At 41.7% G+C, this 16,102-nt stretch carries 16 protein-coding genes and 1 other annotated feature; of the genes, 13 read left to right on the top strand and 3 right to left on the bottom strand.

The window, feature by feature from the left end; genetic code table 11:
* Positions 1-23 precede the first annotated feature (23 nt).
* Genes gvpT through gvpU (LG307_RS17500) form a run of 3 tightly spaced genes read left to right on the top strand, consistent with a single transcriptional unit; the run spans position 24 to position 1,927 of the window.
* Positions 24-770 carry a GvpT/GvpP family gas vesicle accessory protein gene (gvpT, locus tag LG307_RS17510; RefSeq protein ID WP_404444683.1) on the top strand — a complete coding sequence of 249 codons (747 nt, stop codon included), beginning with the start codon at positions 24-26 and terminating at the stop codon, positions 768-770.
* 21 nt (positions 771-791) lie between these two features.
* Positions 792-1,481: a gas vesicle accessory protein GvpU gene (gene gvpU / locus LG307_RS17505; protein ID WP_404444680.1), complete on the top strand. Its 690-nt coding sequence runs from the start codon at positions 792-794 to the stop codon at positions 1,479-1,481.
* Between the two features lie 50 nt (positions 1,482-1,531).
* Positions 1,532-1,927, top strand: coding sequence for a gas vesicle accessory protein GvpU (gvpU, locus tag LG307_RS17500; RefSeq protein ID WP_404444678.1), 396 nt, complete (start codon positions 1,532-1,534; stop codon positions 1,925-1,927).
* Between the two features lie 81 nt (positions 1,928-2,008).
* Here the strand turns inward: gvpU (LG307_RS17500) and LG307_RS17495 are convergent, their stop codons facing one another.
* Complete coding sequence (locus tag LG307_RS17495; protein WP_404444675.1) at positions 2,009-3,778, bottom strand: dihydroorotate dehydrogenase; 1,770 nt, start codon at positions 3,776-3,778, stop codon at positions 2,009-2,011.
* Between the two features lie 133 nt (positions 3,779-3,911).
* Here LG307_RS17495 and LG307_RS17490 point away from each other — a divergent pair, with 133 nt between their 5' ends.
* The 7 genes from LG307_RS17490 to LG307_RS17460 all read left to right on the top strand — a co-directional run bounded on the left by LG307_RS17490 (position 3,912) and on the right by LG307_RS17460 (position 13,004).
* A complete protein-coding gene (locus tag LG307_RS17490) occupies positions 3,912-5,288 on the top strand; it encodes a sigma-54 interaction domain-containing protein (protein ID WP_404444672.1) in 1,377 nt (458 codons plus the stop codon).
* 234 nt (positions 5,289-5,522) lie between these two features.
* A complete protein-coding gene (locus tag LG307_RS17485; protein WP_404444670.1) occupies positions 5,523-6,845 on the top strand; it encodes a GntP family permease in 1,323 nt (440 codons plus the stop codon).
* A gap of 28 nt (positions 6,846-6,873) precedes the next feature.
* Positions 6,874-7,650, top strand: a complete 777-nt coding sequence (locus tag LG307_RS17480) for a 3-hydroxybutyrate dehydrogenase (RefSeq protein WP_404444667.1) — start codon at positions 6,874-6,876, stop codon at positions 7,648-7,650.
* A gap of 104 nt (positions 7,651-7,754) precedes the next feature.
* Positions 7,755-8,001, top strand: a binding site (T-box leader).
* Positions 8,002-8,053: 52 nt separating this feature from the next.
* On the top strand, positions 8,054-10,471 hold the full coding sequence (leuS, locus tag LG307_RS17475; RefSeq protein WP_404444665.1) for a leucine--tRNA ligase: 2,418 nt from the start codon (positions 8,054-8,056) through the stop codon (positions 10,469-10,471).
* Between the two features lie 107 nt (positions 10,472-10,578).
* Entirely contained in the window at positions 10,579-10,884 is a 306-nt protein-coding gene (locus LG307_RS17470) for a rhodanese-like domain-containing protein (protein WP_404429019.1), read from the top strand.
* A gap of 424 nt (positions 10,885-11,308) precedes the next feature.
* A complete protein-coding gene (locus tag LG307_RS17465; RefSeq protein WP_404444662.1) occupies positions 11,309-12,298 on the top strand; it encodes a nuclease-related domain-containing protein in 990 nt (329 codons plus the stop codon).
* 67 nt (positions 12,299-12,365) lie between these two features.
* Positions 12,366-13,004 (top strand): hypothetical protein, encoded by a 639-nt coding sequence (locus tag LG307_RS17460; protein ID WP_404444660.1) that lies wholly within the window; start codon positions 12,366-12,368, stop codon positions 13,002-13,004.
* A gap of 78 nt (positions 13,005-13,082) precedes the next feature.
* Here LG307_RS17460 and LG307_RS17455 read toward each other — a convergent pair whose 3' ends face one another.
* Positions 13,083-13,571, bottom strand: a complete 489-nt coding sequence (locus LG307_RS17455; protein WP_404444657.1) for a hypothetical protein — start codon at positions 13,569-13,571, stop codon at positions 13,083-13,085.
* Positions 13,572-13,788: 217 nt separating this feature from the next.
* Between LG307_RS17455 and LG307_RS17450 the strand changes: the two genes are divergently transcribed.
* Both LG307_RS17450 and LG307_RS17445 read left to right on the top strand, forming a co-directional pair.
* Positions 13,789-13,968 carry a sporulation protein Cse60 gene (locus LG307_RS17450; RefSeq protein WP_404444655.1) on the top strand — a complete coding sequence of 60 codons (180 nt, stop codon included), beginning with the start codon at positions 13,789-13,791 and terminating at the stop codon, positions 13,966-13,968.
* Between the two features lie 163 nt (positions 13,969-14,131).
* The gene (locus LG307_RS17445; protein ID WP_262372513.1) at positions 14,132-14,254 is read left to right on the top strand and encodes a hypothetical protein; all 123 of its coding nucleotides are present in this window, start codon (positions 14,132-14,134) and stop codon (positions 14,252-14,254) included.
* On the opposite strand, the gene LG307_RS17440 is transcribed toward LG307_RS17445, so the two are convergent.
* Entirely contained in the window at positions 14,240-15,517 is a 1,278-nt protein-coding gene (locus tag LG307_RS17440; protein WP_404444653.1) for an NAD(P)/FAD-dependent oxidoreductase, read from the bottom strand. The genes LG307_RS17445 and LG307_RS17440 overlap by 15 nt on opposite strands.
* A 127-nt stretch (positions 15,518-15,644) precedes the next feature.
* On the opposite strand from LG307_RS17440, the gene LG307_RS17435 reads away from it, so the two are divergent.
* Positions 15,645-16,025: a hypothetical protein gene (locus tag LG307_RS17435; protein WP_404444651.1), complete on the top strand. Its 381-nt coding sequence runs from the start codon at positions 15,645-15,647 to the stop codon at positions 16,023-16,025.
* Positions 16,026-16,102: the final 77 nt, after the last annotated feature.

The following is a 16,102-nucleotide window of genomic DNA, read 5'->3' as shown; positions in this document are numbered from 1 at the left end:
ACTAAAAATAGGAGGTTTTAATTATGTCAGAAAACAAAACAAACACTACAGAAAATCAAACAGAGGAACAAAACACCAGTAAGGAAGGAACTTCATTTGCAGGTCCAATCACTCGTTCCATCGCCGGAGGAATCATCGGGGCAACTGTCGGTTATTTAGCTACTGCGGAAAACGGAAAAAAACTAATGAATAGTATTGATACAGAGGCTCTTAAAACAAAAAGCTCCAGCTTTGGAGAAACTGCCAAGGAAAAATCCAAGAAAGCTTATGATTCTATCAAGGGATCCGCAAAAGGTTTATTTAATAAAGAAAAGGAAGATACGATGGAAGATGAGTCTGAAGAGGATGCTTCCAATGAAGATGCTTCAAATGAGAAAGAAGTGGCTGCAACTAAAGAGTCCTCAAAGGATTCTACCAATGAGGACTACGAATCATTGAAAGAAGAAAATAAAAACCTTACTGACCGATTAGGGAAATTAGAGGAAATGCTGTCAAAACTATCAGAAGATAAAGAAGCTGGCGATAGTTCAGAAGAAGCAGAAGAGGACAACGAAGAAGAAACAGACGATGAAGAGGAAAATGAAGAAAATGATGAATCAGAAGATGATGAATCAGAAGATGATAGTAACGATGATGAGGAAGAAAAAGGAAAGAAAAGTAAAGCGAAAAAGAAGCGCTCTACTGCTAAGAAATCTTCTAAATCACAGAAGAAAAAAGAGGAAGAGGATAATGAGACTACGCTATCAAGTGATGACGATACTTCATCTTAATGATTGAAGGGAGCTTATAACATGATGAAAGAGCAGGCATCAGGGAAAGACAATATTCTTGCTTTCCTTGTCCAGGCAACGAACAAGCATAATGTATCCATTGATATCACATTAAATGTAAATGGTGCCATTGTTACAGGAACTATTGTTTCGGCCAAGGACTATTTTGTTAGCTTGAGCCAAACATTTGAGGATGGCAGCGAGGTTGCTCAACAACTTAGTGAAAAGTTCGCTCAAGCAGGAGAAGCAATCGATTCAGATGATGGCATGGAAGCAAGCTTCATCCATCTTAAAGATGCAAAAGTATTTTGTGGCAGCAGTAAATCAACACCTTCCAAGGGAGAAGCACTTTGGAGAGGGGCGCTTAGTGATATTAACGGGTTCTATTTAGATAGTATCCCAGACAGCGCAGAAGATGATGATGAAGAATCAGACAATGGCGACTACCAATCATTGAAAGAGAAGAATAGTAAACTGACAGACCGAATTGGAAAATTAGAAGAGATGATAGCTAAACTTAGCCCTGATAATAAAAAAGAGGATCAGTCTGAAGCTGAGACAGAATCTGATGAAAAGAAGGATTCAAGCGAAGAAACATCCAATGATGATGAAGAGAAAGAAAAGAGTCAGAAAAAACGTTCAGGGACTAAATCTGGTTCTACCAAAACCAAAAAGAAAGCTTCTGCTAAAAAGGCAGCCAAATCCGAATAACGCAAAAAATGGTTTGGTTATCTTTTCTGCTGATGAAAGGAGAAGTGTGAATGAGTAATGAACTTGGTGCCAGAAAAGACAGTATTTTAGAGTTTTTTGTGCAAGCAGCCAATAGTTATGATTTTTCCCTGGATATTAGTTTGAATGTAAACGGTGCAGTTATATCAGGTACTCTTATATCAGCTAAAGATTACTTTGAAACGATGAGTGAGACCTTTGAAGATGGAAATGAAATTGCCCAAAAGATAAGCGAACAACTTGCAGCTACAGGAGAAAGCTTTGAATCTAGCAAAAGTGCAGAAGCAAATTTCATCCATTTAAAAAATACGAAGGTTTATTGTGGAGACAGTAAACCCACTCCCTCAGAAGGGAAAATTCTCTGGAGAGGGAAATTAAGCGAAGTTGACGGTTTTTTCTTAGGAAGGATATCAGATAGTGCTTCTTAAACTATATAAAATTGGCTCAAAAAAGCAGCTGTCGGTAGAATTCGACAGCTGCTTTCTTAAATGGATCTACTTACATGGAGGTCAATCTATTGTTTTGTGTAGAAAACGATAGGACAATAGTAATCCTGAAACATATAATCCTAGAGCAAAATAGGCCGGCAGCAGATGCATGAACGTGGTATACCCAATAGCAAAGTGAATGTAAATACCGGCAATGAAAGCCGGTAATCCTCCAATCATGAAAGTCCACCAGACCCATTGATTTCCCTGCTGGAAACCCCAGAGTGATAGAGTCAATACGAGAAGGCCGACACTTAAAAGAGCGCTCCCGAAACCGGCCCGGTCATGTGCAAGAACAGGCATAAGGTTTTGGTTGAAGCTGTCAAGCATCTCAGGGGGCATACAAATATATGTAATATCTGTTGCGACAAATACAGAAGATACCCCAATGCTAGATATAATCACTCCTCCCATCACAAAAGAAAATCCTAATATTACAAAAGCCAGCTGACCATAGATTCCGACTCTCCAACTTTTGTGATTATACCGATTAGGAGAGGATGGGGTACCGGATATTCGTTTTGTCTTCCTATAACCGTGAAGGTAGAAAGGAAGTAAGATTAACCAAAACGCTAGGTGCAGCCAGTCGAAATAGCCGTAGCCGATAAATGCAAAAATCCCCAGAAAACCGACTATGGCGGCAAGATCAATTGCCTGCTTTGCCCATTTCATGCCTCTTTTGACCCCATGTTTAGCCAGTTGCATATACACAATTCCACCTGAAATCATCGTTCCTGCCAAGGTCATCCGGTCATGTGCCATAAATAGCATGACTCGTTCATTGAAGATCCATATTTCCTCTTTTTTCATGCGTAGAAAGTGTTCATCATATGGAAGAATGATGGATGTAATGCTGAAAAGTAGAGCCAACAGCCCGCCAGCAAGTATGAACAAGCCGAAAAGCCAATAGGAAAACCATCCTTCCTGTGGTGGAGAGGAAATCTTCTCTTTATCTAAAAGCGCTTCCTTAATCCGCTTGGGTAGTCCTGGTCCTGAGAAGACATAGCCCTCTTTAACCATAAACAAATCTGCTCCTACTTCAGCCAATTCAAGAGCTTGCGCGGGCTCTTGAATCCCCCCTGAGCTAATGATTGGTTTCTTCCATCCAAGAGATAATAATTGGACGATATCCTGTTTAAGCTTTTCAAATCCATTCGTTTCTTCCACAATTATTCCAGAAAAAGAATCTAACTGTGTTAGCGAGAGGCTATTTATATTTTTTACAGAGAGAAGCACAGTTTTATTGGAAACACCTATGTCAATCATTTCAGGTGTTTCCACAATGAAAGCTGCAGCAAATGGTTCCAATCCTTCAGCCATTACTTTTATTTCCTGGTGACTACCCTGAAGCCTAATCAGAAATGGTTGTTTAGGTGGAACCTTCTTTAGCTTATCCATGGTTGTTTGAAAACCTATCGATTCATTTGGAAAGAAAATGGACTGGGTGTCCTCTTTCACTATTGGAGTTTCCCTGTTCCCTGTCTGTTCCCATGTTACTGGCCCAATCTCCAAAAAAGCAAATCCAAGGTTTGAGAATGCCCGTGTGCCACTGAGGTTTGGATCTACTACTCCTGATAATCCAATTGGGTTTTGGAAGCTGATATCCATTAGCTTTTTTTCTAAAAGGGGGGAGCTTTCTTCCCTGCCAAGAAAATTAATAATATGTCCGCCAACGCCAAATGGAAGGGAAGCGACTAAATTCATTCCACGGTGAATAAATTCCCGCGACCATATTGGAGGTGTTTTTTTTAGTAAAGGTCTGAATATTCCATGATAAGACCAATCCGGCATGATGCATTCCTCACGATCATTTGTTAGATACTTCTATTCTATCAAAAATGTACTATAGATGATTATGTAATCGCTCTCATAATCGTCAGATTTTTGTGATATATTTAGTTTAGTTATGCAGGAGGGGTAGAGGATGGGCGTAAAGGAAAGCTTATTAACAGAAGAAATGATGGATACGATTATTGCCAATGCGTTTGAGTGGATCGTGGTGGTCAATTATGAAGGTAAAATTATCTACATGAATGATAGTTATTGTGATTTTATCGGGGTGGACAATAAAGGGGTCATTGGTAGACATGTAACGGAAGTCATTGAAAACACACGAATGCATGAAGTGGTTAAGACGGGAAAGGAAGAGCTTGCCGATCTTCAATATATAAAGGGAAACTACATGATCGCCAATCGTGTGCCGATTTTTAATAAAAACGGGGAAGTAATAGGTGCATATGGGACGGTGATTTTCAGGGACACGAGTGAATGGGACAAGATGAACAGTCATGTGAAAAGCATGCTTGGCAGAATTCGAAACTATCTGCAGGAATACGAGCAGCAGACAGGTGTGAAATACACGTTAGAGGATATCATCGGAAACTCAAAGCTTATTAAACTGTTAAAAGAGAAGGTAAAGCAGATTGCCGCAAGTGACGTATCCATCCTGATTCGCGGAGAGAGCGGAACAGGCAAGGAGCTGTTTGCGCATAGCATCCATCAGTTAAGTAACCGAAGTCATATGCCTTTTATTAAACTGAATTGTGCAGCCATCCCAGAGCATCTTTTGGAATCAGAGTTGTTCGGTTACGAAGAAGGAGCCTTTACAGGTGCAAAAAAAGGCGGGAAAAAGGGAAAGTTTATGCTTGCCGATGGAGGGACATTATTTCTGGACGAAATCGGAGACATGTCCCTACCGATGCAAATCAAGCTTTTGCGTGCGTTGCAAGAAGGTGAAGTGGAGCCGGTCGGTGCTGTAAAGCCAATACAAGTAAATGTGCGTGTTATAGCAGCGACTAACCGACCGCTAGAGAAAATGATGGAAGAAAAGCGCTTCAGGGATGATCTATATTACCGCATTCATGTTATTCCTTTTCAGATTCCCTCGCTAAGAGAGAGAACGGAAGATATTCCATTGCTTGTAGAGCATTTTATTCAGAAAATCTGTAAGCGGACAGGCAGGAGGATTACATCTGTAACAGAGGATGCCCTTGTTGCACTGTCGCGATACCGTTGGCCGGGGAATATAAGGGAACTCGAGAATGTCATCCAAGCCGCCGTTCATTTATCCACAGATGAAAAGCTGACAGTGGAAGTGCTTCCTGACTACTTGAGGGATTCCTATTCAATTCCAATTGGTTCCAAACCATTGAAGGAAACGTTAGAGGATGCGGAAAAACAGGCCATTATTCAAACTCTGGAAAAGTCTCAAAATGATAAATGGGTGGCAGCAAAGCAACTGGGCATAAGTAAATCAAGCCTTTATGAAAAGTTAAAAAAGCATGGAATACAATCAGGTTGATCTAGAGTCCAGATATTCGGAATTCATTCCAGATATCTGGACTCCTTTGTTTATGGCAGTTCATCTGATTTTGTCCAGATTCCTGGAAAACCTTTTGTTCAAAATATTGAAACAATTAAACTTTCAAGTTGGCACGCTTCTTGCATTAATGAATACGGAACGTAAAAATTATTGGTAAAAAGTTTGCGTTATTTTGTAAGCGTTTACCAAAAGAAGAAAAAGGGGGAAAGAAAGATGTGGAGCATGATCGGTCTTATCGGTGGTTTGGCATTATTAATTATTTTAACGATGAGAGGCATGAACCTTTTAGTAGTTGGTCCATTGTCTGCACTATTTGTGGCACTTTTAAGTGGAATGCCGCTATTTCCACAGCTAGTAGGTGAAGGGGAAGTAAACTTTGTCAGCAGTTATATGGGAGGGTTCTCCGGCTTTGTGACTTCCTGGTACCTAATGTTCTTACTTGGTGCCATTTTTGGAAAAGTGATGGAGGACAGCGGAGCGGCAGATTCTGTTTCTAGATTAGTTGTGGATAAACTGGGCATGAAATTTGCTGTTCTGGCCATTGTTGCAGCTTGTGCCATTTTGACTTACGGGGGAGTAAGCTTGTTCGTTGTGGCATTCTCTGTTTATCCAATGGCAATCAGCTTGTTCAAACAGGCTAACCTGCCGCGCCGATTCATTCCGGCGGCACTGGCATTTGGTTCTGTTACGTTTACAATGACATCTGCAGGGTCTCCTGAGATCCAAAACTGGATTCCGATTGAATACTTGGGCACAAGTCCTTATGCAGGTTGGGAAGTTAGTGCGCTGGTTGCAGTGTTTATGATGATTTTCGGTTACTGGTGGTTGAAGCGTATGATTTCAAAGGCAGTAGGACGCGGAGAGACGTTTGTTTCGAGAGATAGCGATCCGACAATGGATAGTGAGAGGCCTTTGCCTAATCCGTTTTTGAGTTTTATCCCTCTTGTTGTAGTGTTGGTTATTTCATTCTACTTCCACGATGATTTGAAGCAATCTGCCCTCATCGTAGCATTACTTGGAGGAATCATTACAACCTACATTCTAGGTAGAAAATACTTCAAAAACTTCTGGAACGCAATTTCCGAGGGGACGATGGGTGCTTTGATTGCCATTGGTAACACGGCGGCAGTTGTCGGATTTGGTGGAGTTGCCAAAGCGGTTCCTGCATTTGGCACGGTCGTTGAGGCGATGACTAATATCCCGGGAAGCCCGCTTATCGGGGCGGCAATTGCAGTCAGCGTCATCGCTGGGATGACAGGATCTGCTTCTGGTGGCCAGGTAATCGCCTTGCCGTTGATTGCGCCGCATTACATGGACATGGGCGTCAATCCTGAGGCGCTCCATCGAACAGTTGCCATTTCTTCTGGTGCGCTCGATTCCTTGCCGCATAACGGTTATGTAGTAACAACCGTCCGGGCAATTTGCGGTGAAACGCATCAGGCGGCATATGGACCGGTTGCTGCTGTGACAGTCATCGTTCCGTTGATTGGATTGGCTATTGCGATCGCGTTGTTCTCAATGGGACTAGGAATCTAATATTTTTTTTCGAAGGGAGTTTGGAGCAGTGGTTAAAGATAAAGTTGTTCTCATTACGGGAGCAGCCCAAGGAATAGGATACGAAATAGGAAAACAATTTGCCGAAGCTGGAGCTAAGGTCGTGTTGACAGATTTACATGAAGAGAATGTTGTCGAGGCGGGAGAAGGATTGAACCGCCTTGGATTGACTGCACGTGGATTGCGTTGTGATGTGACGTCAGAGGAAGAATTGAAATCTGTCATTGATGCAACCGTTTCTGAGTTCGGACGATTGGACGTATTAATCAATAATGCAGGCCTGCAGTATGTCTCTATGTTGGAGGACTTCCCGACTGAGAAGTTTGAGCTCCTTACTCGAGTGATGCTCGTTGCGCCATTTGTCGCGACAAAGCATGCCTTTCCTGTGATGAAAGCTCAAGGATTCGGAAGGATTTTAAATATGGCTTCCATCAACGGCTTAGTTGGATTTGCCGGGAAGGCAGCATATAACAGTGCTAAACACGGCGTCATCGGACTGACAAAGGTTTCTGCTTTAGAGGGAGCCGCAGATGGAATCACTGTCAATGCACTATGCCCTGGCTATGTGGATACGCCTCTCGTTCGTGGCCAGCTGAAAGACCTGGCTGAAACCCGGAAGGTACCATTGGAAAAGGTATTAGAAGAGGTCATCTACCCGCTGGTCCCGCAGCGCAGATTGCTTCAAGTGAAAGAAATTGCTGATTACGCAATGTTCCTAAGCAGTGATGCAGCTGGTGGAGTTACCGGCCAGGCAGTCGTTATAGATGGTGGCTATACCGTACAATAAAGGGAGGCAGTATACATTTTAGAAAATCGTTTATAATGATTATTAGGGAAAATACCCCTTGCAGTTTTCAAACAAATTCTTTACAATACAAACTAACAACTAAAACTTATACGTTGAAAAGGATCAGTAGTGTACGAAACGAGCATAGAGAGTTGACGGGTGGTGGAAGTCAACAAACGATCGGACATGAACTCGCCTTGGAGTAGCAAGTGTGAACCCTTCATCTGAAGGCGGTAATATTTCGCCGTATCATCCGCGTTAAGGATTCGAGTGATTGTCATGGCTATGCCGTGTCAATAATCTGGGTGGTACCGCGGTAGGTTATGTATATTCAAACCTCTCGTCCCTTTATTGGGATGAGGGGTTTTTTGTATTTATTTGAGTTAACAGGAGGAAAAAAAAGATGTCATTTCAACATCAGTCCATTGAACAAAAATGGCAAAAGTATTGGGAAGATAACAAAACATTCAAAACGCACGAAGAAAAAGGAAAAGAGAAATTCTACGCACTAGACATGTTCCCTTACCCATCCGGCGCAGGTCTGCACGTAGGTCACCCGGAAGGTTACACAGCAACAGATATCCTTTCCCGCATGAAGCGTATGCAGGGTCAAAACGTCCTTCATCCAATGGGATGGGATGCATTCGGTCTACCTGCAGAGCAATATGCTTTGGACACAGGAAACGACCCAGCAGAATTTACAGAAAAAAATATCAATACATTCCGCAGACAAATCAAGTCCCTAGGCTTTTCCTATGACTGGGACAGGGAAGTGAATACAACTGATCCTGAGTACTACAAGTGGACTCAATGGATCTTTTTGAAGCTATACGAAAAAGGTTTGGCATATGTCGATGAAGTACCTGTAAACTGGTGTCCTGCACTTGGTACGGTTTTGGCAAACGAAGAAGTAATCGACGGGAAATCCGAGCGTGGAGGTCACCCGGTGGAACGCCGTCCGATGAGACAGTGGATTCTTAGAATCACAGAATACGCAGACCGCCTATTGGAAGACTTGAACGAATTGGATTGGCCGGAAAGCTTAAAGGATATGCAACGCAACTGGATCGGCCGTTCGGAAGGTGCGAATGTACACTTCACCATTGATGGAACGAGTGAGAACTTCACCGTTTTCACCACTCGTCCAGACACACTTTTCGGTGCAACCTACGCAGTATTGGCTCCTGAGCATCCGTTAGTGAAAAAAATCACAACTGATCAACAACGTGACGCGGTAGAAGCATATATCACAAAAGTTCAAAGCAAAAGCGACCTTGAACGTACAGAACTTTCCAAAGAAAAATCCGGTGAGTTCACTGGTGCATTCGCTGTAAACCCAGCAAACGGCGAGAAATTACCAATCTGGATTGCCGACTACGTTTTAATGAGCTACGGAACTGGTGCCATCATGGCAGTACCTGCTCATGATGAGCGCGACTGGGAATTTGCAACAAAGTTTGAACTTCCAATAGTTGAAGTGGTTGCAGGTGGCGATGTTACGAAAGAAGCCTACACAGGTGACGGTGAACACGTTAACTCTGATTTCTTAAACGGTCTTGGAAAAGAAGAAGCAATCTCCAACATGATTGAATGGTTAGCTGCCAATGAAAAAGGCGAAAAGAAAGTATCCTACCGCCTTCGTGACTGGCTGTTCAGCCGCCAGCGCTACTGGGGCGAGCCGATTCCAATCATCCATTGGGAAGATGGCACCACCACAGCGGTACCGGAAGATCAGCTTCCACTAGTTTTACCAAAAACAACGGAAATCCGTCCATCCGGAACAGGCGAGTCCCCGCTTGCAGCTATTGAGGACTGGGTAAATGTAGTTGACCCTGAAACAGGCAAAAAAGGCCGTCGTGAAACAAATACAATGCCGCAATGGGGCGGAAGCTGCTGGTACTACTTGCGCTATATCGACCCGAAAAACAGCGAACAGCTTGCTGATCCTGAAAAACTAAAAGAATGGTTGCCTGTTGACATCTACATCGGTGGAGCAGAGCACGCAGTACTTCACTTGCTATACGCTCGCTTCTGGCATAAATTCTTATATGATATCGGTGTGGTTCCAACAAAAGAGCCATTCCAAAAGCTATTCAACCAAGGAATGATCCTTGGCGAAAATAACGAAAAAATGAGTAAATCCAAAGGAAATGTCGTAAACCCAGATCAGATCGTGGAATCGCACGGTGCCGACACTCTTCGTCTTTATGAAATGTTTATGGGTCCACTTGAAGCGTCCATCGCATGGTCTACCAACGGACTTGACGGATCTCGTCGCTTCCTTGACCGCGTTTGGAGATTGTTTGTAGAAGAAAACGGCAAGTTAAGCTCCAAAGTTGCAGAGGTAACGGAAGAAGATACACTTGAGAAAACATACCATGCTACCGTGAAAAAAGTAACGGAAGACTACGATGGCCTACGCTTCAACACGGCCATCTCGCAAATGATGGTATTCATCAATGAAGCTTACAAAGCGGACACCATTGCGAAAGATTATGTAGAAGGCTTCGTAAAAATGCTTTCTCCGATCTGCCCGCATATCGCTGAGGAGCTTTGGGAGAAACTAGGCAACGAAGGAACCATCACATACGCTGCGTGGCCAACATTCGATGAATCCAAACTTGTAGAAGATGAAGTCGAAATCGTTGTCCAAGTGAACGGTAAACTAAAAGCGAAACTATACGTCCCATCTGACGCAACACGCGAAAAGATGGAAGAAATCGCCCTTGCCGATGACGTTGTAAAAGAAAGCATTGAAGGCAAGACAGTACGCAAAGTCGTCGCTGTTCCAGGGAAACTTGTAAACATCGTAGCGAACTAAATAGCATGGATTGCAAGACTGCCAACTTCCGAATTGGTAGTCTTGTTTTCTTTTTGTTAAAATAGAGGTAATTAGCATTACACTACATAAAAGCGAGGTTTTCACACATGTCCGAAATCCAAACAATTTCCACTGATGAGTTGAAAAAGAAACTTGACGCTGGCGAAGAACTTCACCTAGTTGACGTCCGCGAAGACGAAGAAATCGAAATGGGCAAAATCAAACAAGCAGAACACATCCGCATGGGCGATGTCCCAGAAAACCTGGACAAGCTCGACAAAGACAAAGAATACATCATTATCTGCCGCTCCGGACGCCGCAGCGAAAACGTCTGCCACTACCTGCAAGACCAAGGCTACAAAGTCCGCAACATGGTCGGCGGCATGCTAGAATGGGAAGGGGAAACAGAATAAATTAAGTCATGTGAGACCACTGACCAGTGGGCGAGAAAGGGGCCGCTGGTTGGTGGTTTTTTGGGTTTATGAAAGTTGGTAAAAGAGGGTTTCTGGTCTGGCTTATTGCTTTTTCCGAAAGTAGGTAACTGGGTTTTTATAAAAATAGGTAATTAAGAGGGTGGGCTGGACGATATTGGGGCTGGTATTTCTGCCGAAATCCGAAATATCGCAATAACAGGTGAAAAAGTCACAATAGAGGGTTAAAAAGTCACAATCAGCACTAAAAAACTCACAATAACTCTCCGAAAACTCACAATCCTCTCTGAAGAACAGCTTGCAATACACCTTAATCGAGCAGTCCCCGAAGTTTCTCTTGAGAAGAAGGAGGAATATTGTAGAATGATGTCTAATACTATAAACAAACCAAAGTAGAGGTGATCTTTTGATAATAAAACACAGAGAAACACCTTTAAGAGTTCTCATTTTAAGGGCAATGAAGAGAAGAGTACGCACAAACCACGGAAAGTATGAAGAAATATTAAGTGAACTAGGCATAAAAGAAGCAGGTATATATGGTGAACAGGCTCTAGACTATTATCTTAAACTCCTCCCTGAAACAGACACTCCTTTTTACATCTTCCATGATATTAGGCTTCCATACAGAGACAGTCATTTCCAAATAGATACTCTTATTTTATTTTCCAACTTCTATCTACTTCTTGAGGTGAAATACTTACGTGGCATCATTCACTTCGATCCCAAAAATCATCAACTCATTCAAGAAGTAGAGGATAAACCATTAAAAGCATTACAGGATCCCATTCTTCAAGTTAGCAATCAGTGTTATAAATTGGAGGCATGGATGAAACTTAAAAACCTGCCTGATGCAACTTGTGAAAAGTTGGTTGTGTTAACAAATCCTAAAGTAATTGTTAGGGTCCTTTCCTCCCCAAGTATTGTAGAAAAACATGTAATTAAAAGTCCTGCTTTATCAGGAAGAGTAACCCCATTAATAAGAAAACATTCTAACAGCCATTACGATAAAAAAACTCTCAATAAAATTTCAAAATTACTAATTAAAGACCATACACCTCTACAAAGCTCACCAATAGGAAAATACAAGGTCTTCCCGTCAGACATAATTACTGGAGTATTATGCCAAAATTGCACACCGAATGTAGTGATGCAAAGAATCCATGGCAAATGGAAATGTCCAAATTGTTTCCTGCTTTCAGCTGAAGCCCATATCATAGCTCTTATAGATTATGCCCTGCTAATCAATACGGAAATATCGATGTCCGAATTAAAGAGGTTTTTACGCATTGAAAATAATCACATCATCAGAGTCCTTATAAGAAATATGAATTTACAAGGGACAGGCAATACTCAATCCCGCACCTACAACCTCACCCCACTCCTACCAAAAACTTGAAACCATTCCCAATCTCATCCGTATATTAATATACAGACCATCAGCCAGGTAGGAGGCCACACCAACAATGGATTACATCGATCAAAACATATTTCCGCTTTTTCTTCTTATGATAGGTGCATTACTCATCATGGACGCAATTACAAGTTTTCAACAAAAAGGAGTTTCAAAGATCTCCACCGGTAATAGATTTCAAGGGATACTAATGACAGGGGTCCTAACACTTGGCTTATTGGTGTACACGACTTCTAATGAATATTGGGACATTAACTCGCTCTTTTTGGCGCTAAGTCCCGTACTTGTGCCATTTTCCATAATGGTCATGCAAAGAAAAAAAGACGAAATACATATAAAGAAATATGTACCACAAGATGTCATGGATGTTTTAGAGAGGAATCTTGACGATAAAAGATATTCATATAAAAAAGATGTCAAAGCAAATGAAGAATATATTAGTAGCAACTACATCACGATGTATTATTTTGATGATCCTTATCAAACCATCAAAATAAAGTGGAAGGATCTTGAAACAAGTGGTTTAGAGGTGGAGTTCCAAAATTTCGCCGATAAGGATTTCATAAAGGAAGTGGTGGGGGACCTTCGTGAGAAAAGACCACCTATCTCATTCTTTAAATTCAACAAAATTTCACTGATTATCGCAGCAATCGCCATATACATTGGAAGCATGCAGTTGCTTGGATTCTAACCATAGAAGGAGGCTCGCTCAATGACATCGAAGCTCCTTCTATATTTCAGTGAAACTACTATTTAGTTGGGTTGCCAATTACTCTTGCTCAATATGCCTTATAGGAATAGTTGAAGTTTCCTGCATTACCATCCAATCCTTTTCTGAGTAAATGTAGATTAGTGGGAAGGCTTTATCATACGCGGTCTCTCCAGTTGTTTTCCGAATAAAGCGAAACGTATAAGTGCGATTCTCGTAATCATTTATCTCAAACACTATGCTGCCGCGAGAGGAACGCTCAGAGTCTAGAGTTATGTTGGAGGAAATCAAGCTACGGTAATCGATATATAAATCATCATATGGATTATCAATGACAAGAAAGTTCCGCTCATCTCGTAAGGTGTCTTCTAAACGTATTGTTATGGTGAAGTACTCCCCATCATCCACTGCATAAAAATAAGCATCAAGCTCTTCGTTATATTTCTTCGTATTTCCCCAGCTTACCCCATGATACACAAACGCACATACCAAACACAAAACCAACAACCCGCCAACCATCACAGGCTTCTTCCACACAACCTTCATCAAATGCAATCACATCCTACCCCGTATATCCACAAAAATCTCCAACTCTATTATATTCAACGTAAAGAGCAAAAACCCTTTGGGGGTCTGACCCCCAAAGGGTTTTTTTCTTCTCTTTTTCTCCATTTTCCCTCAAACACAAGTATAAAATCTGATCATTCCACCTATACATAGTAATAAAAACAAGCTCTATAAAACTATAATGAGGAGGGTGTCGGGGGTGGTGCAGATTAGGGTGTTTGATGAGGAGCATGAGCGAGATCTGGAGGAAGCTGTTAATGATTTTCTTAAAGGGTTGTCTGACAGGGATGTGATCGACATTAAGTATCAAGTCGGGTGTATTAATGATGAGGAAGAACAGATCTATTGCTTCTCAGCAATGGTAATATTTAGAACCTGAAAACTTCCCTAAAAGACGTTTATCAGGTTCTTTTTTGTGGGTATAGATAATTATTCGAAACAAATTATAAATAATTGAAACATTTTAGTAACACTACTCGTCTAATTAGTAACAGGTCTTATAAACAACAACCAAAACATAAAAAAGGAAAGGATGTATTCACATGAACCACCACACACAAAACGAGGTACTTCAAGAAGAAAGTAAATCATTTATCAACGAGTTTGGCATGTATGGAGTAGGACTAGCATTTGTAATGTCATTCGTATTACTAGTAACGACGTAGGCTTGCCGCCTTTTTCCCGGCGTTTAAGCCTGCGAGTCTTCCAGTCACCAAGGCCGAGGTGATATTATAACCACCAGTATATCCATGGATATCAAGTACTTCTCCACAAAAATATAATCCGTCTTTCATTTTAGAAGACATTTCTTTTGGATGGACTTCTTTCACCGAAACGCCGCCTCCGGTTACAAATGCCTTTTCAATGGAAAGGGTGCCGGATACTTCAAAACGGAACTGTTTGCACATTTTTGCAAGTTCCCTAATTTTTTCGTGTGCTAAAGTCGCGCCGATCTCCTGTTCATCTATTCCGCATACTTCCAACAAAAACAATAAATAACGCTCTGGTACAAGCCCTTTAAGGACATTCTTGATGGCTTTTTTTGGTTCGTCCTTTAAGGCATTGTTAAGCTGTTGAAATACTTGTTCTTCATTCAAGGAAGGCATGACATCCAAATTCATCGTCACTCGGTTCACACCGAATTTCTTCATCGTTTTGACAACATATTGGCTGCATCGAAGTACAGCAGGACCGGATACACCAAAATGCGTGAAAATCATATCCATTTGATGTGTTTTAACCACTTTTCCTTTAGGATTTAAAACGCTCAAAGCAATATCCCGCAAGGACAATCCTTGCAATCTTTTTTCACGGATAAATTTTTCTTGTGAATTCAACGGAACCTCTGTAGGGAATAAATCCGTAATCGTATGCCCGGCTTTGCGTGCCCAAGGGTATCCATCACCAGTTGAACCGGTATGTGGCACGGATTTTCCCCCAACGGCTATTACTACACAACTGCATTCCAGAAATTCCCCTGTTTTCAATACCACGCCACGTGTACGTTCCTCATCATATTCCACTGTTTCCACAGAAGTATTGGTCCGCATCTCCACCCGCAACTCTTTCATCCTGTTCAATAACGCGTCAACCACACTTTGTGCTTTATCTGAGACAGGAAACATGCGGCCGTGATCTTCTTCTTTCAACTCTATCCCAAGCTTTTCAAAAAACTTGATGATGTCTTCATTATTAAACTCTGAGAATGCGCTATATAGGAATCTCCCGTTACCCGGGATATGTTTGATGATTTCGTCTACAGGGAGCCGGTTTGTCACATTACAGCGCCCGCCTCCTGAAATGGCAAGTTTTCGACCAAGTTTATTTCCTTTATCTATCAGTAGTACTCTTGCTTTTTGTTCTGCTGCAGCGATGGAGGCCATAAGCCCTGATGGACCGCCGCCTATAATAATCACATCGTATTTCATTTTTTCACCAACCAACTATATTTTGCTTGCATGTTGCCTATTATACCCTCTATTCTTCTGTTGGACAAAAAGAGTAACATTCCGTATGATTTCTAGTAGATTACAAATCAAAGAAAAGGGGTCGCCCATGACATATTCACCAAATCTTTCAGAAGCACATATTCCGTATGACGGAGGCTGGACAGAGGAGAATGGAACCCCAGTCCTGTTGCTTTCCGTCCCAACCATACCTTTAAAGATGACCACTAATATACATACATTCTCGTATACTTGGCTTTATGAAAAAGAGAAGAATGCTTACGTTCTTTGTATCAGCCTAAATAATCAAGAAGAATTCGGGCTTATTTTCAGTCAAAAAGAAGCCGGTGTGCTCTTGCTTGATGCAGATGCATACAGCGAATTCTCCTTAATAGTAACAATTGAGCACCTGGAGAACATAAAAGAGGACACCCCATATCTATCTTTTCCAAAGATTTCACTAACTAGAAGTTTGCTTGCGGGATGGTAATATAGTGTTTCCGAAATAAGAAATGTGATAAAATACAAAGGTTAGACAAAAAGTTACAAATAGTAGGTAGGGATTTT

This window comes from Sutcliffiella horikoshii (genome assembly GCF_044809035.1).
GTDB classification, from domain to species: Bacteria; Bacillota; Bacilli; order Bacillales; family Bacillaceae_I; genus Sutcliffiella_A; species Sutcliffiella_A horikoshii_G.
This window is presented reverse-complemented; position numbering and strand designations above follow the sequence as displayed.

Coding starts and splice junctions, on each gene's coding strand:
- LG307_RS17445 (WP_262372513.1), top strand. CDS start 14,132: ATGAACCACCACACACAAAACGAGGTACTTCAAGAAGAAAGTAAATCA.
- LG307_RS17470 (WP_404429019.1), top strand. CDS start 10,579: ATGTCCGAAATCCAAACAATTTCCACTGATGAGTTGAAAAAGAAACTT.
- LG307_RS17495 (WP_404444675.1), bottom strand. CDS start 3,778: ATGCCGGATTGGTCTTATCATGGAATATTCAGACCTTTACTAAAAAAA.
- leuS (WP_404444665.1), top strand. CDS start 8,054: ATGTCATTTCAACATCAGTCCATTGAACAAAAATGGCAAAAGTATTGG.
- LG307_RS17490 (WP_404444672.1), top strand. CDS start 3,912: ATGGGCGTAAAGGAAAGCTTATTAACAGAAGAAATGATGGATACGATT.
- LG307_RS17485 (WP_404444670.1), top strand. CDS start 5,523: ATGTGGAGCATGATCGGTCTTATCGGTGGTTTGGCATTATTAATTATT.
- LG307_RS17460 (WP_404444660.1), top strand. CDS start 12,366: ATGGATTACATCGATCAAAACATATTTCCGCTTTTTCTTCTTATGATA.
- LG307_RS17435 (WP_404444651.1), top strand. CDS start 15,645: ATGACATATTCACCAAATCTTTCAGAAGCACATATTCCGTATGACGGA.
- gvpT (WP_404444683.1), top strand. CDS start 24: ATGTCAGAAAACAAAACAAACACTACAGAAAATCAAACAGAGGAACAA.
- gvpU (WP_404444678.1), top strand. CDS start 1,532: ATGAGTAATGAACTTGGTGCCAGAAAAGACAGTATTTTAGAGTTTTTT.
- gvpU (WP_404444680.1), top strand. CDS start 792: ATGATGAAAGAGCAGGCATCAGGGAAAGACAATATTCTTGCTTTCCTT.
- LG307_RS17440 (WP_404444653.1), bottom strand. CDS start 15,517: ATGAAATACGATGTGATTATTATAGGCGGCGGTCCATCAGGGCTTATG.